Below are 16,141 nucleotides of genomic sequence, written 5' to 3'. Positions count from 1 at the left end.
GATCGGCCCCAGACCGACCGGCCCCGCCGTGACCGGCCCCAGACCGACCCGCCCCAGACCGACCGGCGCTCCGGCTCCGCACCCCGGCCGTCCCGGCCGCCGCGCACCGGCGCCGGGCCCGAGCCCGCGCTCGTACCCAAGAGTCGCAACTCCCGGGTGCCGACGATCCCCACCCTCCCGGCGTCGCGGATGCGGCTGCCGGCCAGGCCGCCGGCCGAGGGCGGGGGCTCCGCCGCTCCGGACGACGGGGCCCGCTGAAGGCACGGACGGACCCGGCCGCCGGCCGCCCTGTCGGTACGCCGGTGGCCGGGGCGGCACCGGCCCGTGGGGGTGGACAGCATTTGTTTTGACCCAGCTCCGTGAGGTAGGTACGCTCAAGCCTTGTGCCTGGGGTGTGCCTGGGCTCGGGTGTGTGTCCTCAACCGCACCGCGAGTCCGTCAGTGGCCACCGCAATCTGTGCCCTTCCGCCCCTTGGGCGGGAGTCCGCAGTATTCGACACACCCGACCGCGTGGGTCGGTGATGTTCCAGGTTAGTTTCACGAACGGCACACAGAAACCGGAGAAGTAGTGCCTACGATCCAGCAGCTGGTCCGGAAGGGCCGGCAGGACAAGGTCGAGAAGAACAAGACGCCCGCGCTCGAGGGTTCGCCCCAGCGGCGTGGCGTCTGCACGCGTGTGTTCACGACCACCCCGAAGAAGCCGAACTCGGCGCTCCGTAAGGTCGCGCGTGTGCGTCTGACCTCCGGCATCGAGGTCACGGCCTACATCCCGGGTGAGGGACACAACCTGCAGGAGCACTCCATCGTGCTCGTGCGTGGTGGCCGTGTGAAGGACCTGCCGGGTGTTCGTTACAAGATCATCCGCGGCTCCCTTGACACCCAGGGTGTCAAGAACCGCAAGCAGGCCCGCAGCCGCTACGGCGCCAAGAAGGAGAAGTAAGAATGCCTCGTAAGGGCCCCGCCCCGAAGCGCCCGGTCATCATCGACCCGGTCTACAGCTCTCCTCTTGTCACCTCGCTGATCAACAAGATCCTCCTCGACGGCAAGCGTTCCACCGCCGAGCGGATCGTGTACGGCGCCATGGAAGGCCTCCGCGAGAAGACCGGCAACGACCCGGTCATCACGCTGAAGCGCGCGCTTGAGAACGTCAAGCCCTCGCTCGAGGTCAAGTCCCGCCGTGTCGGTGGCGCCACCTACCAGGTGCCGATCGAGGTCAAGCCCGGCCGCGCCTCCACCCTCGCCCTGCGCTGGCTCGTCGGTTACTCCCGCGCCCGCCGCGAGAAGACCATGACCGAGCGCCTCATGAACGAACTGCTCGACGCCTCCAACGGCCTCGGCGCTTCGGTCAAGAAGCGTGAGGACACCCACAAGATGGCCGAGTCCAACAAGGCCTTCGCGCACTACCGCTGGTAGTCGCTACCCCCATCGAGACCGAGAGAAGATTGAGCCTTATGGCCACCACTTCGCTTGACCTGGCCAAGGTCCGCAACATTGGGATCATGGCCCACATCGACGCGGGGAAGACGACCACCACTGAGCGGATCCTCTTCTACACCGGTGTGAGCTACAAGATCGGTGAAGTCCACGACGGCGCTGCCACGATGGACTGGATGGAGCAGGAGCAGGAGCGCGGCATCACGATCACGTCCGCCGCGACGACCTGCCACTGGCCGCTCAACGATGTTGACCACACCATCAACATCATCGACACCCCGGGTCACGTCGACTTCACCGTCGAGGTGGAGCGTTCGCTCCGCGTCCTCGACGGCGCCGTCACCGTGTTCGACGGTGTGGCCGGCGTCGAGCCGCAGTCCGAGACCGTCTGGCGTCAGGCGGACCGCTACGGCGTGCCGCGTATCTGCTTCGTCAACAAGCTCGACCGCACCGGTGCCGACTTCTTCCGTTGCGTCCAGATGATCGTGGACCGCCTCGGCGCGACCCCGATCGTCATGCAGCTCCCCATCGGGGCGGAGGCCGACTTCACGGGTGTCGTCGACCTCGTGTCGATGCAGGCCTTCGTGTACCCCGAAGAGGCCGCCAAGGGCGAGATGTACAACACCGTCGAGATCCCGGACAACCTCAAGGAGTCCGCCGCCGAGTGGCGCGGCAAGCTCCTCGAGGCCGTGGCCGAGAACGACGACGACATGATGGAGCTGTACCTGGAGGGCACCGAGCCCACCCAGGAGCAGCTGCACGAGGCGATCCGCCGCATCACGCTGGCGTCGAAGGGCAGTGCCGACTCCGTCACCGTCACCCCGGTGTTCTGTGGCACCGCGTTCAAGAACAAGGGCGTCCAGCCCCTGCTCGACGCGGTCGTGCGCTACCTGCCTTCCCCCCTGGACGTCGAGGCCATCGAGGGCCACGACGTGAAGGACCCGGAGAAGGTCATCCAGCGCAAGCCCTCGGACGACGAGCCGTTCTCCGGTCTGGCGTTCAAGATCGCGAGCGACCCGCACCTGGGCAAGCTCACCTTCGTCCGGATCTACTCCGGTCGCCTGGAGGCCGGCACCGCGGTGCTGAACTCCGTCAAGGGCAAGAAGGAGCGCATCGGCAAGATCTACCGCATGCACGCGAACAAGCGTGAGGAGATCGCATCGGTGGGCGCCGGCGACATCATCGCCGTCATGGGTCTCAAGCAGACCACCACCGGTGAGACGCTGTGCGACGACAAGAACCCGGTCATCCTGGAGTCCATGGACTTCCCGGCGCCGGTCATTCAGGTCGCCATCGAGCCGAAGTCCAAGGGTGACCAGGAGAAGCTGGGTGTCGCCATCCAGCGCCTCTCGGAGGAGGACCCCTCCTTCCAGGTGCACTCCGACGAGGAGACCGGCCAGACCATCATCGGTGGTATGGGCGAGCTTCACCTCGAGGTGCTCGTCGACCGCATGAAGCGCGAGTTCCGCGTCGAGGCGAACGTCGGCAAGCCCCAGGTCGCGTACCGCGAGACGATCCGCAAGGCCGTCGAGCGCATCGACTTCACGCACAAGAAGCAGACTGGTGGTACCGGCCAGTTCGCGAAGGTGCAGATCGCCCTCGAACCCATCGAGGGTGGCGACGCCTCCTACGAGTTCGTCAACAAGGTCACCGGTGGCCGCATCCCCCGTGAGTACATTCCCTCGGTGGACGCGGGTGCTCAGGAAGCCATGCAGTTCGGCATCCTGGCCGGTTACGAGATGGTCGGCGTCCGCGTCACCCTTCTCGACGGTGGTTACCACGAGGTCGACTCCTCGGAGCTCGCCTTCAAGATCGCCGGTTCGCAGGCGTTCAAGGAGGGTGCCCGCAAGGCCTCTCCCGTGCTCCTCGAGCCGATGATGGCCGTCGAGGTCACCACGCCCGAGGACTACATGGGCGATGTCATCGGCGACCTCAACTCCCGCCGTGGCCAGATCCAGGCCATGGAGGAGCGCAGCGGCGCTCGCGTCGTGAAGGGCCTCGTGCCCCTCTCGGAGATGTTCGGCTACGTCGGAGACCTCCGCAGCAAGACCTCGGGTCGCGCAAGCTACTCGATGCAGTTCGACTCCTACGCCGAGGTTCCGCGGAACGTCGCCGAGGAGATCATCGCGAAGGCCAAGGGCGAGTAACTCTCCCGAGCTCACGCTTTAGGCTTGTCACCGGAGCCGGGCGGGCATTCCGCACAGCGCGTCAGCACTGTGCGGAATGCCCCCGGCGCCGGCACCCCAGCAAAGATCACCTGGCGCCGATGAAGCAAGGCGTACAGATCCACTCAGGAGGACCCCAGTGGCGAAGGCAAAGTTCGAGCGGACTAAGCCGCACGTCAACATCGGCACCATCGGTCACATCGACCACGGTAAGACGACCCTCACGGCCGCCATTACCAAGGTGCTGCACGACGCGTACCCGGACCTGAACGAGGCCTCGGCCTTCGACCAGATCGACAAGGCTCCCGAAGAGCGCCAGCGCGGTATCACCATCTCCATCGCGCACGTCGAGTACCAGACGGAGTCGCGTCACTACGCGCACGTCGACTGCCCCGGTCACGCGGACTACATCAAGAACATGATCACGGGTGCCGCGCAGATGGACGGCGCCATCCTCGTGGTCGCCGCCACCGACGGCCCGATGCCGCAGACCAAGGAGCACGTGCTCCTGGCCCGCCAGGTCGGCGTCCCCTACATCGTCGTCGCCCTGAACAAGGCCGACATGGTGGACGACGAGGAGATCCTGGAGCTCGTCGAGCTCGAGGTCCGTGAGCTCCTCTCCGAGTACGAGTTCCCGGGCGACGACCTTCCGGTCGTCAAGGTCTCGGCGCTCAAGGCGCTCGAGGGTGACAAGGAGTGGGGCCAGACCGTCCTCGACCTGATGAAGGCCGTCGACGAGTCCATCCCGCAGCCCGAGCGTGACGTCGAGAAGCCGTTCCTCATGCCGATCGAGGACGTCTTCACGATCACCGGTCGCGGTACGGTCGTCACCGGCCGCATCGAGCGTGGTGTCCTGAAGGTCAACGAGACCGTCGACATCGTCGGTATCAAGACCGAGAAGACCACCACCACGGTCACCGGCATCGAGATGTTCCGCAAGCTGCTCGACGAGGGCCAGGCCGGTGAGAACGTCGGTCTGCTCCTCCGTGGCATCAAGCGCGAGGACGTCGAGCGCGGCCAGGTCATCATCAAGCCCGGCTCGGTCACGCCGCACACCGAGTTCCAGGCGCAGTCCTACATCCTGTCGAAGGACGAGGGTGGCCGTCACACCCCGTTCTTCAACAACTACCGCCCGCAGTTCTACTTCCGTACCACGGACGTGACGGGCGTTGTGACCCTTCCCGAGGGCACCGAGATGGTCATGCCGGGTGACAACACCCTCATGGACGTCGCGCTGATCCAGCCGGTCGCCATGGAAGAGGGCCTGAAGTTCGCCATCCGTGAGGGTGGCCGGACCGTGGGCGCCGGCCAGGTCACCAAGATCATCAAGTAGTTTCTGCTTGGTCCTTGGACCTGGTGGCTCACTGAGTCGCACAGAAGGGCCCCGCACCTCCTCGGAGGTGCGGGGCCCTTCGCCATGTGCCGCCGTGTGCCCCCATGCGCGGAGCCGCCGCGGTCACGGGGCCGGGCCCCGGCCCCCTCGTGGGCTACGGGTGGGGCGCGGACGCCGCGGACGTGGCGCTCGGCACGGTTGCTGTCAGCGTGAAAGCCCACGACCGTCGGATCGGGCTCGGCCCACGGCGGCAGCACGGTCCGCACCCCCACGCCGGAGGCGTCGGCCAGGACCCGCTGGGCGTGGGCGAGCTCGTCGGAGAGGGAGGGGTTGCCGCCGTCCGGCCGGCTGATCGACCGCACGTCGTCGTGGAGCCGCTGGGCCAGGGCGATGATCTCGGTCAGCGCACCGCGTTCGCGTCCGGGCGACGAGGAGTCCGGCATACCGCCGCGCAGCGCCACCTCGCCCTGGAGCACGATCGCCGTCAGCGACGAGCCGACCAGATCATGCAGGTCCTGCTGCATCCGGGCCCGCTCCCGCTGCTCCGGACGGCCCCGGCGAGAAAGCCCAGCAGGCTCGGGGGAGTGGCCCTGCAACTGCCCCTGGACGCCGGACAGGCGCAGGTGCTGATGCTCACCGCGCTCGACCGCCCGGGTCATCCGCGCCGGGCCCTGGCCGCCGGGGCCGCCGGGTATCTGCTCAAGAGCACCACCCCGGCGCGGACCGCCGACGCCATCCGGCGGATCGCCGCGGGCGGCCGGGTCATCGACCCCCGGATGCGCGGGGAGGAGCGGGCCGGCCCCGGCCCGCTCACCGACAGGGAGGCCGAGCCCTCCGGCTGGCCGCCGGCGGGGCGCACTCCCGGGAGATCGCGGCCGACCTGTTCCTCAGCGTGGGAACCGTCCGCAACAGGCTCTCGTCGGCGGCCGGGAAGCTCCACGCCCGCACCCTCGTCGACGCCGTGCGGATAGCGAAGGACCAGGGATGGGTGTAGGGCCCCGGTACCTCAGGGCGGAGAGGTACGGGGGCCCTACGGTTTCACGGGGACGGCGGGTCGGTCAGGTGCCCGCCGTCCCGGGCGGTGGGGCCGGTCAGACGCCCGCGACCGACTGGATCCAGGACCGGTACGCGGTGACGTTCGTGTACGCGGTCGTCGTCTGGCGGTCGCTGGTGGAGGCGACGCCGACCTGGATGCCGTTCAACGTCATCGGGCCGCCCGAGTCGCCGCCGGCGGTGATGCCGTTGCCCCGGCGGGCGCAGATCGCCGAGCCGCCGTACGCGTCACCGCAGCCGTGGGTCACCGTCACATCGGCGACCTTCAGGTAGCGGGACTGGCAGTTGGCCTCGGAGCCGCACTGGGAGGTGGCGCCCCAGCCCCAGACCTGCACGTTCTGTCCGACGCGGACCGTGCCGGGCTGGCCGAGGCGGGAGTAGGTGGCCTGGACCGAGCGGTCCAGCCGGACGAGCGCCAGGTCCGAGCTGTGGGTGTAGGTCTGGACGCCGTTGGCCACCGTGCCGCCGCTGTGCTGGTCCAGGCTGCCGATACGGAACGAGAGGCCGCCACCGGTGACGCAGTGCTTCGCGGTGAGGATCCAGGTCGGCGCGATGATCGTCGCCGAACAGGTCTCTCTGCCGTTCGAGAAGAGGCGGGCCGCCCAGGGCGCGTTCTGCGCGTAGCCGCCGCCGATGATCTGGGTGGTCGGGGGCGGGGCGTCCTGGAGCGGGGCCTCGGGGGCGGCCGAGGCGGACGGTGCGAAGAGGGCGAGGACGCAGGCCGCTGCGGCGGCGGCAGCGGGCACGAGCCTGGATATACGCATGATTCCTCGTTTCGCGCGACACACTGGGGTATGCGTGTCCGTGGGGGATGGTGGGCAACAGGGTGCCGGAGCGCGACGAGGCCGGGGTACTAACGTTTGGCCATAACGCGGCGTTATGGGGCGGCAGTTGGGCCGAACGCGTCCGTCTCTACGGACGCCACACCCACGGCGACGGGCCCCCGGGACCGTACGGCGAGGTGTCCCGCGCGCTCCGGCGGACCGGCGGTTCGTCCGGGCCGACGGGTCCTCCGGGCCGCACCCGGACGCGGAGGGGCCCGAACGCGGAGGGGCCCGGCACGCATGCCGCGTGCCGGGCCCCTCCCTCACCTACCTACAGGTCAGTTACCTGCGGTCTTCCTCTTGCGCAGGATGAACACGGCCGCGCCGCCCGCGGCCACGAGGGCCACCGCGATGCCGGCGATCACCGGAGTGGCGCTGGAACCGCCGGTCGCCGCGAGGTCACCGCCGCCGGTCGTGTCGCCGGTCGTGGTGTCGCCGGTCGTGCCGCCGTCCTCGCTGGGGCTCGGGCTGGTGGACGGGGTCTCCCCGCCACCGCTCGTGCCCGGGGCGGGCGTGCCCTGGGTCTCGCAGTCCAGGACTCCCTGGAAACGCTCTGAGAAGCCGTTGGGGCCGGTCACGGTGATGTCGTAGGCCTCGTCCTCGCCGACCGGGACGGTCACGGTCTTGGACTCGCCCGCACCGACCGTGTGCTCGGCGCCGGCCAGCTTGAAGGTGAAGGGCGTGTCGCCCTCGTTGGACGCCGTGACGTCGACGCCGTTCTTGTCGCAGTTCTTCTCCGCGGTGACCGCGGGGATGGCGCCCTTCGTGGCCCAGTTCGCGGTCGCGTCCGCGGTGATCGTGGACTCGGTGGAGCCGGCCAGGATCTGGGTCTGGCTCTTGCTCGGGCTAGCGAACGCCCGGCCGACCGGAACCTGTGTGGTCGCCTTGGTCGTGAGCGAGGCCGTGCCGTCGGCGGTGCCCGCGGGCACGTCGAAGTACAGCTCGGTGCCGTTGACGGCCGAGGTGACGGGCTGACCGTCCTTGTCGGTCACCTTGACGCCGGCCGCCGCGGCGTCGGCGTTGGCGGCCACGGACACCTGACCGGCGTCGGTGTGCACGGTCACCGGGCCGAGCTTGCTGCCCGACTTGCCGGACACCACGTTCGGGTCCAGCGTCAGCGAGGTCTTCGGCTCCTGAAGGTTCTGAGCCTGGGCCTCCAGCCAGTCCGCGAGCTTCTCGGCCTGCTCGTTCTTCGCCTCGACCTTCGCCCCGTCCGAGATGCGCCAGATGGCGACCTGCGTGCCGGCGGCAGCCGTCTTGGGCGACAGCTCTCCGGCGCCCGCCTTCTGGGCGAGCGACGCGAGGTCACCGGCCTGCGGGTACGAGTTCTTGAGGATCCAGAGAATCTTGCCGGCGTCCTTGTTGGTGCCGAGCGACGTCTGACCCCAGGGAGTTTCGAGGTACTTGGCCTTGTTCTGGGTCGGGTTGTGGATGTCGATGCAGTACGTCTGCAGCTGGCCGCCGCCGTCGACGGTCATCTCGAACAGCCCTGCGGAGATGTCCTTTGACTTGCCGTTACCCAGGTCGATGCGGGCCGAGTCGAACGTCTTCAACCCGTTCAGAGTGGCGGCCGCACCTCCCTGGTGATGGGTGTCGTCCCCGTCGGCCGCCGCGCTGCCGGCCCCGGCCAGCGAGCCCAGGGTCAGCAGACCGACCGTGGCGGCCACTGCGGCTATCCGGCGACCGGTGTTTCTCCGCCCGGGCGCGGCTGAGGATGAAAAGGCTGAAAACACAGAAGTCCCCTCCGGCGCGGCTCGTCCTCAAGGGCGCGACAAACGCGCGCGCCACACGAGGTATGTGGTGGGAGAGCCGCGAAATCAGTCTCAAGTGCCCTGCGAGCACGGGCAGATCCTATGAAGCGGAAGTTGCCCGTTGTTCCTCGTGGACATCATTTGAGTGTTCCGAATCGGAATCGTTACTGAGGCCGACGCCGTGGTGCCGCGGGAAGGGGCGGCCGGAGGCGGGCCCGGGGCTGCCCGTGCGAGGGGCTGTCCGTAGAACAGCACGACCTCCCACGGGAGTTGCGCTTCCGGTGCGCCCGGGGAGGACCGAAGCGGTACGCCTGGTGTGCCCGGGCGCCAAGTGGAATCCCCGCTGACCTCGGTCCGGCCGTCACCGGGCACGTACCGGGAGGGGCGTGATCCGCGAGCCGCCCGCCGCCGCGCCGCCCCTGCCCGCGACCGGGGAAACGCCCCGGCCCCCGCTCCGCTCGCGCGCGTACGCCTCGCGCCCCCGCGTGCACGCGCCCTCACGCACGCGTACCGGGCACGGTGCGCGCCCTGCGGCCCCGCCGGATCCGCGCCCGCGTTTGAGCACTCGCTCGCTCGGGGTAGGATTCCCGACTCGATTGGCCAGGCCCGCGCCCCGTATGGCACACTGACCAGGTTGCTCGGTTGAGTGTCAATGCTGCGCGCCTCCCGCCGGGAGGACCGGAAGCGAGTCCCACAGTACTCGTCGGCCCCCAGGGCCGGACGTACGGGAATCTTTCGGGAAGCAACGCAGGGCGCCGGCCAGGCACCCGGTGGGTGTTCCGCCCCCGGTTCCGCGGTCTCAGGGTCCGCACCCCCTTGGTTGGGATCTTCTTCGGGAGATTTTCGTAGAGGGGATGCGACACGCCCGACCGCGTGGGTCGGAGGAGGAGTCCAGAGAACCCCCGGGTTCCAGAGCGTTACGAGAGACAGGACTACTAGTAGCCATGGCGGGACAGAAGATCCGCATCCGGCTCAAGGCCTACGACCACGAGGTCATCGACTCCTCGGCGAAGAAGATCGTCGAGACGGTGACCCGCACTGGTGCGTCGGTCGCGGGCCCGGTGCCGCTGCCCACTGAGAAGAACGTGTACTGCGTCATCAAGTCGCCGCACAAGTACAAGGACTCTCGCGAGCACTTCGAGATGCGCACGCACAAGCGCCTCATCGACATTCTCGACCCCACGCCGAAGACGGTTGACTCGCTGATGCGCCTCGACCTGCCGGCGGGCGTCGACATCGAGATCAAGCTCTGAGGGGACGGGCCGAGATGAGCAAGAACATCAAGGGCGTCCTGGGCGAGAAGCTCGGCATGACCCAGGTCTGGGACGAGAACAACCGGGTTGTCCCGGTGACCGTCGTCAAGGCCGGTCCGTGCGTCGTGACGCAGGTCCGTACGAACGACAGCGACGGCTACGAAGCGGTGCAGATCGCCTTCGGCGAGATCGACCCGCGCAAGGTGAACAAGCCCCTCAAGGGTCACTTCGCCAAGGCCGACGTCACCCCGCGCCGCCACCTGGTGGAGCTCCGCACCCCTGACGCCAGCGAGTACACGCTGGGCCAGGAGGTCACTGCCGAGGTGTTCGAGTCCGGCGTCAAGGTCGACGTCACGGGCAAGAGCAAGGGCAAGGGCTTCGCCGGTGTCATGAAGCGTCACAACTTCAAGGGCCTCGGCGCCGGGCACGGCACCCAGCGCAAGCACCGTTCCCCCGGTTCCATCGGTGGCTGCGCCACCCCTGGGCGTGTCTTCAAGGGCATGCGCATGGCGGGCCGTATGGGTAACGAGCGCGTCACCACCCAGAACCTGACCATCCACGCGGTTGACGCGGAGAAGGGTCTGCTCCTCATCAAGGGCGCGGTCCCCGGTCCGAACGGCGGCCTCGTCCTGGTCCGTACCGCGGCCAAGGGGGCTTGAGGTAATGAGCACCATTGACATCCTTTCGCCGGCAGGCGACAAGGCCGGTACCGTCGACCTCCCCGCGGAGATCTTCGACGCGAAGACCAGCGTTCCGCTGATCCACCAGGTCGTTGTCGCTCAGCTGGCGGCTGCCCGTCAGGGCACGCACAAGACCAAGCGCCGCGGCGAAGTCCGCGGTGGTGGCAAGAAGCCTTACCGCCAGAAGGGCACCGGCCGCGCCCGTCAGGGTTCGACCCGCGCCCCGCAGTTCGCCGGTGGTGGCGTCGTTCACGGCCCGCAGCCGCGTGACTACTCGCAGCGGACCCCGAAGAAGATGAAGGCCGCCGCCCTGCGCGGTGCCCTCTCGGACCGGGCCCGTCACTCCCGTATCCACGTCGTCACCGGCGTGGTCGAGGGTGCCGCCTCCACGAAGGCCGCCAAGACGCTGCTCGGCAAGATCTCGGAGCGCCAGAACCTGCTCCTGGTCGTCGACCGCGCCGACGAGGCCGCGTGGCTGTCCGCGCGCAACCTGCCCCAGGTGCACATCCTGGAGCCGGGCCAGCTCAACACGTACGACGTGATCGTCTCTGACGACGTGGTCTTCACCCAGGCCGCTTTCGAGTCCTTCGTGTCTGGCCCCCAGACCGCTGAGACCGAAGGGAGCGACGCCTGATGAGCGAGGCGACCGTAACCAGCAAGACGTACTCGGACCCGCGTGACGTTCTCGTCAAGCCCGTGGTCTCCGAGAAGAGCTACGCGCTGCTCGACGAGAACAAGTACACGTTCATCGTCGCGCCCGGCTCCAACAAGACCCAGATCAAGCAGGCCGTGGAAGCGGTCTTCTCGGTCAAGGTCACCGGGGTCAACACGATCAACCGGCAGGGCAAGCGCAAGCGCACCAAGACCGGCTTCGGCAAGCGCTCCGACACGAAGCGCGCCATCGTGACCCTCGCCGAGGGCGACCGTATCGACATCTTCGGCGGCCCGACCTCTTAAGTGAGGTCGAGTCGTCCGGAATCGGACGAGGACTGAGAAATGGGTATCCGCAAGTACAAGCCGACGACCCCGGGCCGTCGTGGCTCCAGCGTCGCCGACTTTGTCGAGATCACGCGGTCCACGCCGGAGAAGTCGCTGGTCCGCCCTCTGCACAGCAAGGGCGGCCGTAACAACGCCGGTCGTGTGACCGTTCGCCACCAGGGTGGTGGCCACAAGCGCGCCTACCGCGTGATCGACTTCCGTCGTCACGACAAGGACGGCGTGCCGGCCAAGGTCGCGCACATCGAGTACGACCCGAACCGCACCGCGCGCATCGCGCTGCTGCACTACGCGGACGGCGAGAAGCGTTACATCGTCGCTCCCCGTGGTCTGGCGCAGGGCGACCGTGTCGAGAACGGTCCGGGCGCCGACATCAAGCCGGGCAACAACCTGGCGCTGCGCAACATCCCGGTCGGTACGACCATCCACGCCATCGAGCTGCGGCCCGGCGGCGGCGCGAAGTTCGCCCGTTCCGCGGGTGCCTCCGTGCAGCTGCTGGCGAAGGAGGGCACCATGGCCCACCTTCGTATGCCGTCGGGTGAGATCCGCCTGGTCGACGCGCGCTGCCGCGCGACGATCGGTGAGGTCGGCAACGCCGAGCAGTCGAACATCAACTGGGGCAAGGCCGGCCGCATGCGCTGGAAGGGCGTTCGCCCGACCGTCCGCGGTGTCGCGATGAACCCGGTTGACCACCCGCACGGTGGTGGTGAAGGCAAGACCTCCGGTGGTCGTCACCCGGTCTCGCCGTGGGGTCAGAAGGAGGGTCGTACTCGTTCTCCCAAGAAGGCGAGCAACAAGTACATCGTCCGCCGCCGCAAGACGAACAAGAAGCGCTAGGAGCGGGTTTAGATGCCGCGCAGTCTCAAGAAGGGGCCCTTCGTCGACGGCCACCTCATCAAGAAGGTGGACGTACAGAACGAGGCAGGCACCAAGAACGTCATCAAGACCTGGTCCCGTCGCTCGATGATCGTCCCGGCCATGCTGGGTCACACCATCGCGGTGCACAACGGCAAGATCCACGTCCCGGTGTTCGTCACCGAGTCGATGGTCGGCCACAAGCTCGGCGAGTTCTCGCCGACTCGCACCTTCCGCGGCCACGTCAAGGACGACCGGAAGTCGAAGCGCCGCTAGCGCGGGGTGGAAACGACTATGACTTACACCGAAGGGACAACCATGGAAGCCAGGGCCCAGGCGCGGTACATCCGCGTCACGCCCATGAAGGCCCGCCGAGTGGTGGACCTCATCCGTGGCATGGATGCCACGGAGGCTCAGGCGGTCCTGCGTTTCGCCCCGCAGGCCGCGAGCGTGCCGGTTGGCAAGGTGCTGGACAGCGCCATCGCCAACGCTGCACACAACTACGACCACACCGACGCCTCTTCGCTGGTCATCAGCGAGGCGTACGTGGACGAGGGCCCGACCCTGAAGCGGTTCCGTCCGCGTGCTCAGGGCCGTGCCTACCGGATCCGTAAGCGGACCAGCCACATCACCGTGGTCGTCAGCAGCAAGGAAGGAACCCGGTAATGGGCCAGAAGGTAAACCCGCACGGGTTCCGGCTCGGCATCACCACGGACTTCAAGTCCCGCTGGTACGCCGACAAGCTGTACAAGGACTACGTCAAGGAAGACGTCGCCATTCGTCGCATGATGACGAAGGGCATGGAGCGGGCCGGCATCTCGAAGGTCGAGATCGAGCGCACCCGCGACCGCGTCCGCGTTGACATCCACACCGCCCGTCCGGGCATCGTCATCGGTCGCCGCGGCGCCGAGGCCGATCGCATCCGCGGCGAGCTGGAGAAGCTGACCGGCAAGCAGGTCCAGCTGAATATCCTCGAGGTCAAGAACCCCGAGGTGGACGCTCAGCTGGTGGCCCAGGCCGTCGCCGAGCAGCTCTCCTCCCGCGTCTCCTTCCGTCGTGCCATGCGTAAGAGCATGCAGAGCTCGATGAAGGCCGGCGCCAAGGGCATCAAGATCCAGTGCGGCGGTCGCCTCGGCGGCGCCGAGATGTCCCGCTCGGAGTTCTACCGCGAGGGCCGTGTGCCCCTGCACACCCTCCGCGCGAACGTGGACTACGGCTTCTTCGAGGCCAAGACGACCTTCGGCCGCATCGGCGTGAAGGTCTGGATCTACAAGGGCGACGTCAAGAACATCGCCGAGGTTCGCGCCGAGAACGCCGCGGCCCGCGCCGGCAACCGTCCGGCTCGTGGCGGCACCGACCGCCCGGCCGGCCGTGGTGGCGGCCGTGGTGGCGAGCGTGGCGGTCGCGGTCGTAAGCCGCAGCAGTCGCCGGCAGCCGAGGCCCCCAAGGCCGACGCCCCCGCCGCCGCTGCTCCGGCGGCTGAGAGCACCGGAACGGAGGCCTGACCGAAATGCTGATCCCCCGTAGGGTCAAGCACCGCAAGCAGCACCACCCGAAGCGCAGCGGTATGTCCAAGGGTGGCACGCAGGTTGCGTTCGGCGAGTACGGCATCCAGGCGCTGACCCCGGCGTACGTGACGAACCGTCAGATCGAGTCCGCTCGTATCGCGATGACCCGTCACATCAAGCGTGGCGGCAAGGTCTGGATCAACATCTACCCGGACCGTCCCCTCACGAAGAAGCCTGCCGAGACCCGCATGGGTTCCGGTAAGGGTTCTCCCGAGTGGTGGATCGCGAACGTCAAGCCGGGTCGGGTGATGTTCGAGCTGTCCTACCCGAACGAGAAGATTGCTCGTGAGGCGCTCACCCGCGCTGCTCACAAGCTTCCGATGAAGTGCCGGATCGTTCGGCGCGAGGCAGGTGAGTCGTGATGTCGGCCGGTACCAAGGCGTCCGAGCTGCGCGAGCTGGGCGACGAGGAGCTCCTCAACAAGCTCCGCGAAGCCAAGGAAGAGCTGTTCAACCTCCGCTTCCAGGCGGCGACGGGCCAGCTCGAGAACCACGGTCGGCTCAAGTCCGTCCGTAAGGACATCGCCCGGATCTACACCCTGATGCGTGAGCGCGAGCTGGGCATCGAGACGGTGGAGAGCGCCTGATGAGCGAGAAGACTGTGACTGAGACCAACACCGACCGCGGTTTCCGCAAGACCCGTGAGGGTCTGGTCGTCAGCGACAAGATGGACAAGACCGTCGTCGTCGCTGTCGAGGACCGCGTCAAGCACGCGCTGTACGGCAAGGTCATCCGCCGTACGAACAAGCTCAAGGCCCACGACGAGCAGAACAGTGCCGGCGTCGGCGACCGCGTCATCATCATGGAGACGCGTCCGCTGTCCGCCTCGAAGCGCTGGCGCATCGTCGAGATCCTCGAGAAGGCCAAGTAATTCCTGAGGGATTCTCCCCTCAGGTCAGTTCCGCCAGGCTCGGTGGGGTGCCTCCCCGGTAACGGAGAGGCACCCGCCGGGAACCGGCAGACGATCAGGAGATAGACGTGATCCAGCAGGAGTCGCGACTGCGCGTCGCCGACAACACGGGTGCGAAGGAAATTCTCACCATTCGTGTTCTCGGTGGCTCGGGTCGCCGCTACGCGGGTATCGGTGACGTCATCGTCGCCACCGTCAAGGACGCGATCCCCGGTGGCAACGTGAAGAAGGGTGACGTCGTCAAGGCCGTCATCGTTCGCACCGTCAAGGAGCGTCGTCGTCAGGATGGCTCGTACATCCGCTTCGACGAGAACGCCGCCGTCATTCTGAAGAACGACGGCGACCCCCGCGGCACCCGCATCTTCGGCCCGGTGGGCCGGGAGCTGCGCGAGAAGAAGTTCATGAAGATCATCTCGCTCGCGCCGGAGGTGCTGTAAGCATGAAGATCAAGAAGGGCGACCTGGTTCAGGTCATCACCGGTAAGGACAAGGGCAAGCAGGGCAAGGTCATCGTGGCCTATCCCACGCAGGACCGCGTCCTCGTCGAGGGTGTCAACCGGGTCAAGAAGCACACCAAGGCCGGTCAGACGGCTCGCGGTTCGCAGACGGGTGGCATTGTCACCACCGAGGCCCCGATCCACATCAGCAACGTGCAGCTGGTCGTGGAGAAGGACGGCAACAAGGTTGTCACCCGCGTCGGCTACCGCTTTGACGACGAGGGCAACAAGATCCGCGTTGCCAAGCGGACCGGTGAGGACATCTGATGACTGCCACCACTGCGCCGCGTCTCAAGACGCGCTACCGCGAGGAAATCGCCGGCAAGCTGCGTGAGGAGTTCTCCTACGAGAACGTCATGCAGGTTCCCGGTCTGGTCAAGATCGTGGTCAACATGGGTGTGGGCGACGCCGCCCGCGACTCCAAGCTGATCGACGGTGCCGTCAAGGACCTCACCACGATCACCGGCCAGAAGCCGGCCGTCACGAAGGCCCGCAAGTCCATCGCGCAGTTCAAGCTGCGCGAGGGCCAGCCGATCGGCTGCCACGTCACCCTCCGTGGTGACCGGATGTGGGAGTTCCTGGACCGTACGCTGTCGCTCGCGCTTCCGCGTATCCGTGACTTCCGTGGCCTGTCGCCGAAGCAGTTCGACGGCCGTGGCAACTACACCTTCGGTCTCACGGAGCAGGTCATGTTCCACGAGATCGACCAGGACAAGATCGACCGGGTCCGGGGCATGGACATCACCGTGGTCACCACGGCGACCAACGACGACGAGGGTCGTGCCCTCCTTCGTCACCTCGGCTTCCCGTTCAAGGAGAACTGA

At 67.6% G+C, this 16,141-nt stretch carries 21 protein-coding genes and 2 pseudogenes; 20 read left to right on the top strand and 3 right to left on the bottom strand.

The genetic code is table 11. The features are described 5' to 3' along the window. From CR470_RS40045 to tuf, 5 genes and pseudogenes are all read left to right on the top strand, one after another. Positions 1–258, top strand: a pseudogene (locus CR470_RS40045) (hypothetical protein); the annotation flags it as partial. 310 nt (positions 259–568) lie between these two features. Then, positions 569–940, top strand: coding sequence for a 30S ribosomal protein S12 (rpsL, locus tag CR470_RS07190; RefSeq protein ID WP_003948652.1), 372 nt, complete (start codon positions 569–571; stop codon positions 938–940). 2 nt (positions 941–942) lie between these two features. Next, positions 943–1,413 (top strand): 30S ribosomal protein S7, encoded by a 471-nt coding sequence (gene rpsG, locus CR470_RS07185; RefSeq protein ID WP_003966970.1) that lies wholly within the window; start codon positions 943–945, stop codon positions 1,411–1,413. A gap of 38 nt (positions 1,414–1,451) precedes the next feature. Continuing rightward, on the top strand, positions 1,452–3,581 hold the full coding sequence (gene fusA, locus CR470_RS07180) for an elongation factor G (protein WP_097866724.1): 2,130 nt from the start codon (positions 1,452–1,454) through the stop codon (positions 3,579–3,581). 157 nt (positions 3,582–3,738) lie between these two features. Further along, positions 3,739–4,932 (top strand): elongation factor Tu, encoded by a 1,194-nt coding sequence (tuf, locus tag CR470_RS07175; protein WP_018960199.1) that lies wholly within the window; start codon positions 3,739–3,741, stop codon positions 4,930–4,932. A gap of 410 nt (positions 4,933–5,342) precedes the next feature. On the opposite strand, the pseudogene CR470_RS40370 reads toward tuf, so the two are convergent. Further along, a pseudogene (locus tag CR470_RS40370) lies at positions 5,343–5,456 on the bottom strand (hypothetical protein); the annotation flags it as partial. Positions 5,457–5,824: 368 nt separating this feature from the next. On the opposite strand from CR470_RS40370, the gene CR470_RS40365 reads away from it, so the two are divergent. After that, positions 5,825–5,926: a hypothetical protein gene (locus CR470_RS40365; RefSeq protein WP_257138476.1), complete on the top strand. Its 102-nt coding sequence runs from the start codon at positions 5,825–5,827 to the stop codon at positions 5,924–5,926. Between the two features lie 97 nt (positions 5,927–6,023). On the opposite strand, the gene CR470_RS07160 is transcribed toward CR470_RS40365, so the two are convergent. Beyond that, positions 6,024–6,749 carry a S1 family peptidase gene (locus CR470_RS07160; RefSeq protein ID WP_097866723.1) on the bottom strand — a complete coding sequence of 242 codons (726 nt, stop codon included), beginning with the start codon at positions 6,747–6,749 and terminating at the stop codon, positions 6,024–6,026. A gap of 338 nt (positions 6,750–7,087) precedes the next feature. Beyond that, positions 7,088–8,485 carry an LAETG motif-containing sortase-dependent surface protein gene (locus CR470_RS07155; protein WP_097866727.1) on the bottom strand — a complete coding sequence of 466 codons (1,398 nt, stop codon included), beginning with the start codon at positions 8,483–8,485 and terminating at the stop codon, positions 7,088–7,090. A 1,019-nt stretch (positions 8,486–9,504) separates the two neighbouring features. On the opposite strand from CR470_RS07155, the gene rpsJ reads away from it, so the two are divergent. The 14 genes from rpsJ to rplE all read left to right on the top strand — a co-directional run bounded on the left by rpsJ (position 9,505) and on the right by rplE (position 16,141). Continuing rightward, positions 9,505–9,813 carry a 30S ribosomal protein S10 gene (rpsJ, locus tag CR470_RS07150; protein ID WP_003948644.1) on the top strand — a complete coding sequence of 103 codons (309 nt, stop codon included), beginning with the start codon at positions 9,505–9,507 and terminating at the stop codon, positions 9,811–9,813. A 14-nt stretch (positions 9,814–9,827) separates the two neighbouring features. Further along, positions 9,828–10,472, top strand: a complete 645-nt coding sequence (gene rplC, locus CR470_RS07145; protein WP_003966960.1) for a 50S ribosomal protein L3 — start codon at positions 9,828–9,830, stop codon at positions 10,470–10,472. A gap of 4 nt (positions 10,473–10,476) precedes the next feature. Further along, on the top strand, positions 10,477–11,127 hold the full coding sequence (gene rplD, locus CR470_RS07140) for a 50S ribosomal protein L4 (protein WP_003966959.1): 651 nt from the start codon (positions 10,477–10,479) through the stop codon (positions 11,125–11,127). Continuing rightward, complete coding sequence (gene rplW, locus CR470_RS07135; RefSeq protein ID WP_007446738.1) at positions 11,127–11,450, top strand: 50S ribosomal protein L23; 324 nt, start codon at positions 11,127–11,129, stop codon at positions 11,448–11,450. The genes rplD and rplW overlap by 1 nt, the downstream gene beginning before the upstream one ends. A gap of 39 nt (positions 11,451–11,489) precedes the next feature. After that, entirely contained in the window at positions 11,490–12,326 is an 837-nt protein-coding gene (rplB, locus tag CR470_RS07130) for a 50S ribosomal protein L2 (RefSeq protein ID WP_097866722.1), read from the top strand. A gap of 12 nt (positions 12,327–12,338) precedes the next feature. Further along, on the top strand, positions 12,339–12,620 hold the full coding sequence (gene rpsS / locus CR470_RS07125) for a 30S ribosomal protein S19 (protein ID WP_003966956.1): 282 nt from the start codon (positions 12,339–12,341) through the stop codon (positions 12,618–12,620). A gap of 42 nt (positions 12,621–12,662) precedes the next feature. Further along, positions 12,663–13,010: a 50S ribosomal protein L22 gene (rplV, locus tag CR470_RS07120; protein WP_004571827.1), complete on the top strand. Its 348-nt coding sequence runs from the start codon at positions 12,663–12,665 to the stop codon at positions 13,008–13,010. Continuing rightward, the gene (rpsC, locus tag CR470_RS07115; protein ID WP_018510593.1) at positions 13,010–13,849 is read left to right on the top strand and encodes a 30S ribosomal protein S3; all 840 of its coding nucleotides are present in this window, start codon (positions 13,010–13,012) and stop codon (positions 13,847–13,849) included. The genes rplV and rpsC overlap by 1 nt, the downstream gene beginning before the upstream one ends. 5 nt (positions 13,850–13,854) lie before the next feature. Next, positions 13,855–14,274: a 50S ribosomal protein L16 gene (gene rplP / locus CR470_RS07110; protein WP_003966953.1), complete on the top strand. Its 420-nt coding sequence runs from the start codon at positions 13,855–13,857 to the stop codon at positions 14,272–14,274. After that, a complete protein-coding gene (gene rpmC, locus CR470_RS07105) occupies positions 14,274–14,498 on the top strand; it encodes a 50S ribosomal protein L29 (protein WP_003966952.1) in 225 nt (74 codons plus the stop codon). Before rplP ends, rpmC begins: the two co-directional genes overlap by 1 nt. Then, positions 14,498–14,782, top strand: coding sequence for a 30S ribosomal protein S17 (rpsQ, locus tag CR470_RS07100; RefSeq protein ID WP_018960204.1), 285 nt, complete (start codon positions 14,498–14,500; stop codon positions 14,780–14,782). The genes rpmC and rpsQ overlap by 1 nt, the downstream gene beginning before the upstream one ends. Positions 14,783–14,889: 107 nt before the next feature. Beyond that, positions 14,890–15,258, top strand: a complete 369-nt coding sequence (rplN, locus tag CR470_RS07095; protein WP_003966950.1) for a 50S ribosomal protein L14 — start codon at positions 14,890–14,892, stop codon at positions 15,256–15,258. Positions 15,259–15,260: 2 nt separating this feature from the next. Further along, the gene (rplX, locus tag CR470_RS07090; RefSeq protein ID WP_018960205.1) at positions 15,261–15,584 is read left to right on the top strand and encodes a 50S ribosomal protein L24; all 324 of its coding nucleotides are present in this window, start codon (positions 15,261–15,263) and stop codon (positions 15,582–15,584) included. After that, a complete protein-coding gene (rplE, locus tag CR470_RS07085; RefSeq protein WP_003966948.1) occupies positions 15,584–16,141 on the top strand; it encodes a 50S ribosomal protein L5 in 558 nt (185 codons plus the stop codon). The genes rplX and rplE overlap by 1 nt, the downstream gene beginning before the upstream one ends.

It is taken from the genome of Streptomyces sp. rh34 (assembly GCF_002551245.1).
In the GTDB taxonomy this organism is placed as follows: Bacteria; Actinomycetota; Actinomycetes; order Streptomycetales; family Streptomycetaceae; genus Streptomyces.
Note: the sequence above shows the minus strand (reverse complement) of the source record. Positions and strands in the feature narration are given on the sequence as shown.

Coding starts and splice junctions, on each gene's coding strand:
- rplC (WP_003966960.1), top strand. CDS start 9,828: ATGAGCAAGAACATCAAGGGCGTCCTGGGCGAGAAGCTCGGCATGACC.
- rpsC (WP_018510593.1), top strand. CDS start 13,010: ATGGGCCAGAAGGTAAACCCGCACGGGTTCCGGCTCGGCATCACCACG.
- rpsJ (WP_003948644.1), top strand. CDS start 9,505: ATGGCGGGACAGAAGATCCGCATCCGGCTCAAGGCCTACGACCACGAG.
- rpsS (WP_003966956.1), top strand. CDS start 12,339: ATGCCGCGCAGTCTCAAGAAGGGGCCCTTCGTCGACGGCCACCTCATC.
- rplD (WP_003966959.1), top strand. CDS start 10,477: ATGAGCACCATTGACATCCTTTCGCCGGCAGGCGACAAGGCCGGTACC.
- rplX (WP_018960205.1), top strand. CDS start 15,261: ATGAAGATCAAGAAGGGCGACCTGGTTCAGGTCATCACCGGTAAGGAC.
- rpmC (WP_003966952.1), top strand. CDS start 14,274: ATGTCGGCCGGTACCAAGGCGTCCGAGCTGCGCGAGCTGGGCGACGAG.
- rpsG (WP_003966970.1), top strand. CDS start 943: ATGCCTCGTAAGGGCCCCGCCCCGAAGCGCCCGGTCATCATCGACCCG.
- rplP (WP_003966953.1), top strand. CDS start 13,855: ATGCTGATCCCCCGTAGGGTCAAGCACCGCAAGCAGCACCACCCGAAG.
- fusA (WP_097866724.1), top strand. CDS start 1,452: ATGGCCACCACTTCGCTTGACCTGGCCAAGGTCCGCAACATTGGGATC.
- rplW (WP_007446738.1), top strand. CDS start 11,127: ATGAGCGAGGCGACCGTAACCAGCAAGACGTACTCGGACCCGCGTGAC.
- rplV (WP_004571827.1), top strand. CDS start 12,663: ATGGAAGCCAGGGCCCAGGCGCGGTACATCCGCGTCACGCCCATGAAG.
- rpsQ (WP_018960204.1), top strand. CDS start 14,498: ATGAGCGAGAAGACTGTGACTGAGACCAACACCGACCGCGGTTTCCGC.
- rplE (WP_003966948.1), top strand. CDS start 15,584: ATGACTGCCACCACTGCGCCGCGTCTCAAGACGCGCTACCGCGAGGAA.
- rplB (WP_097866722.1), top strand. CDS start 11,490: ATGGGTATCCGCAAGTACAAGCCGACGACCCCGGGCCGTCGTGGCTCC.
- CR470_RS07160 (WP_097866723.1), bottom strand. CDS start 6,749: ATGCGTATATCCAGGCTCGTGCCCGCTGCCGCCGCCGCAGCGGCCTGC.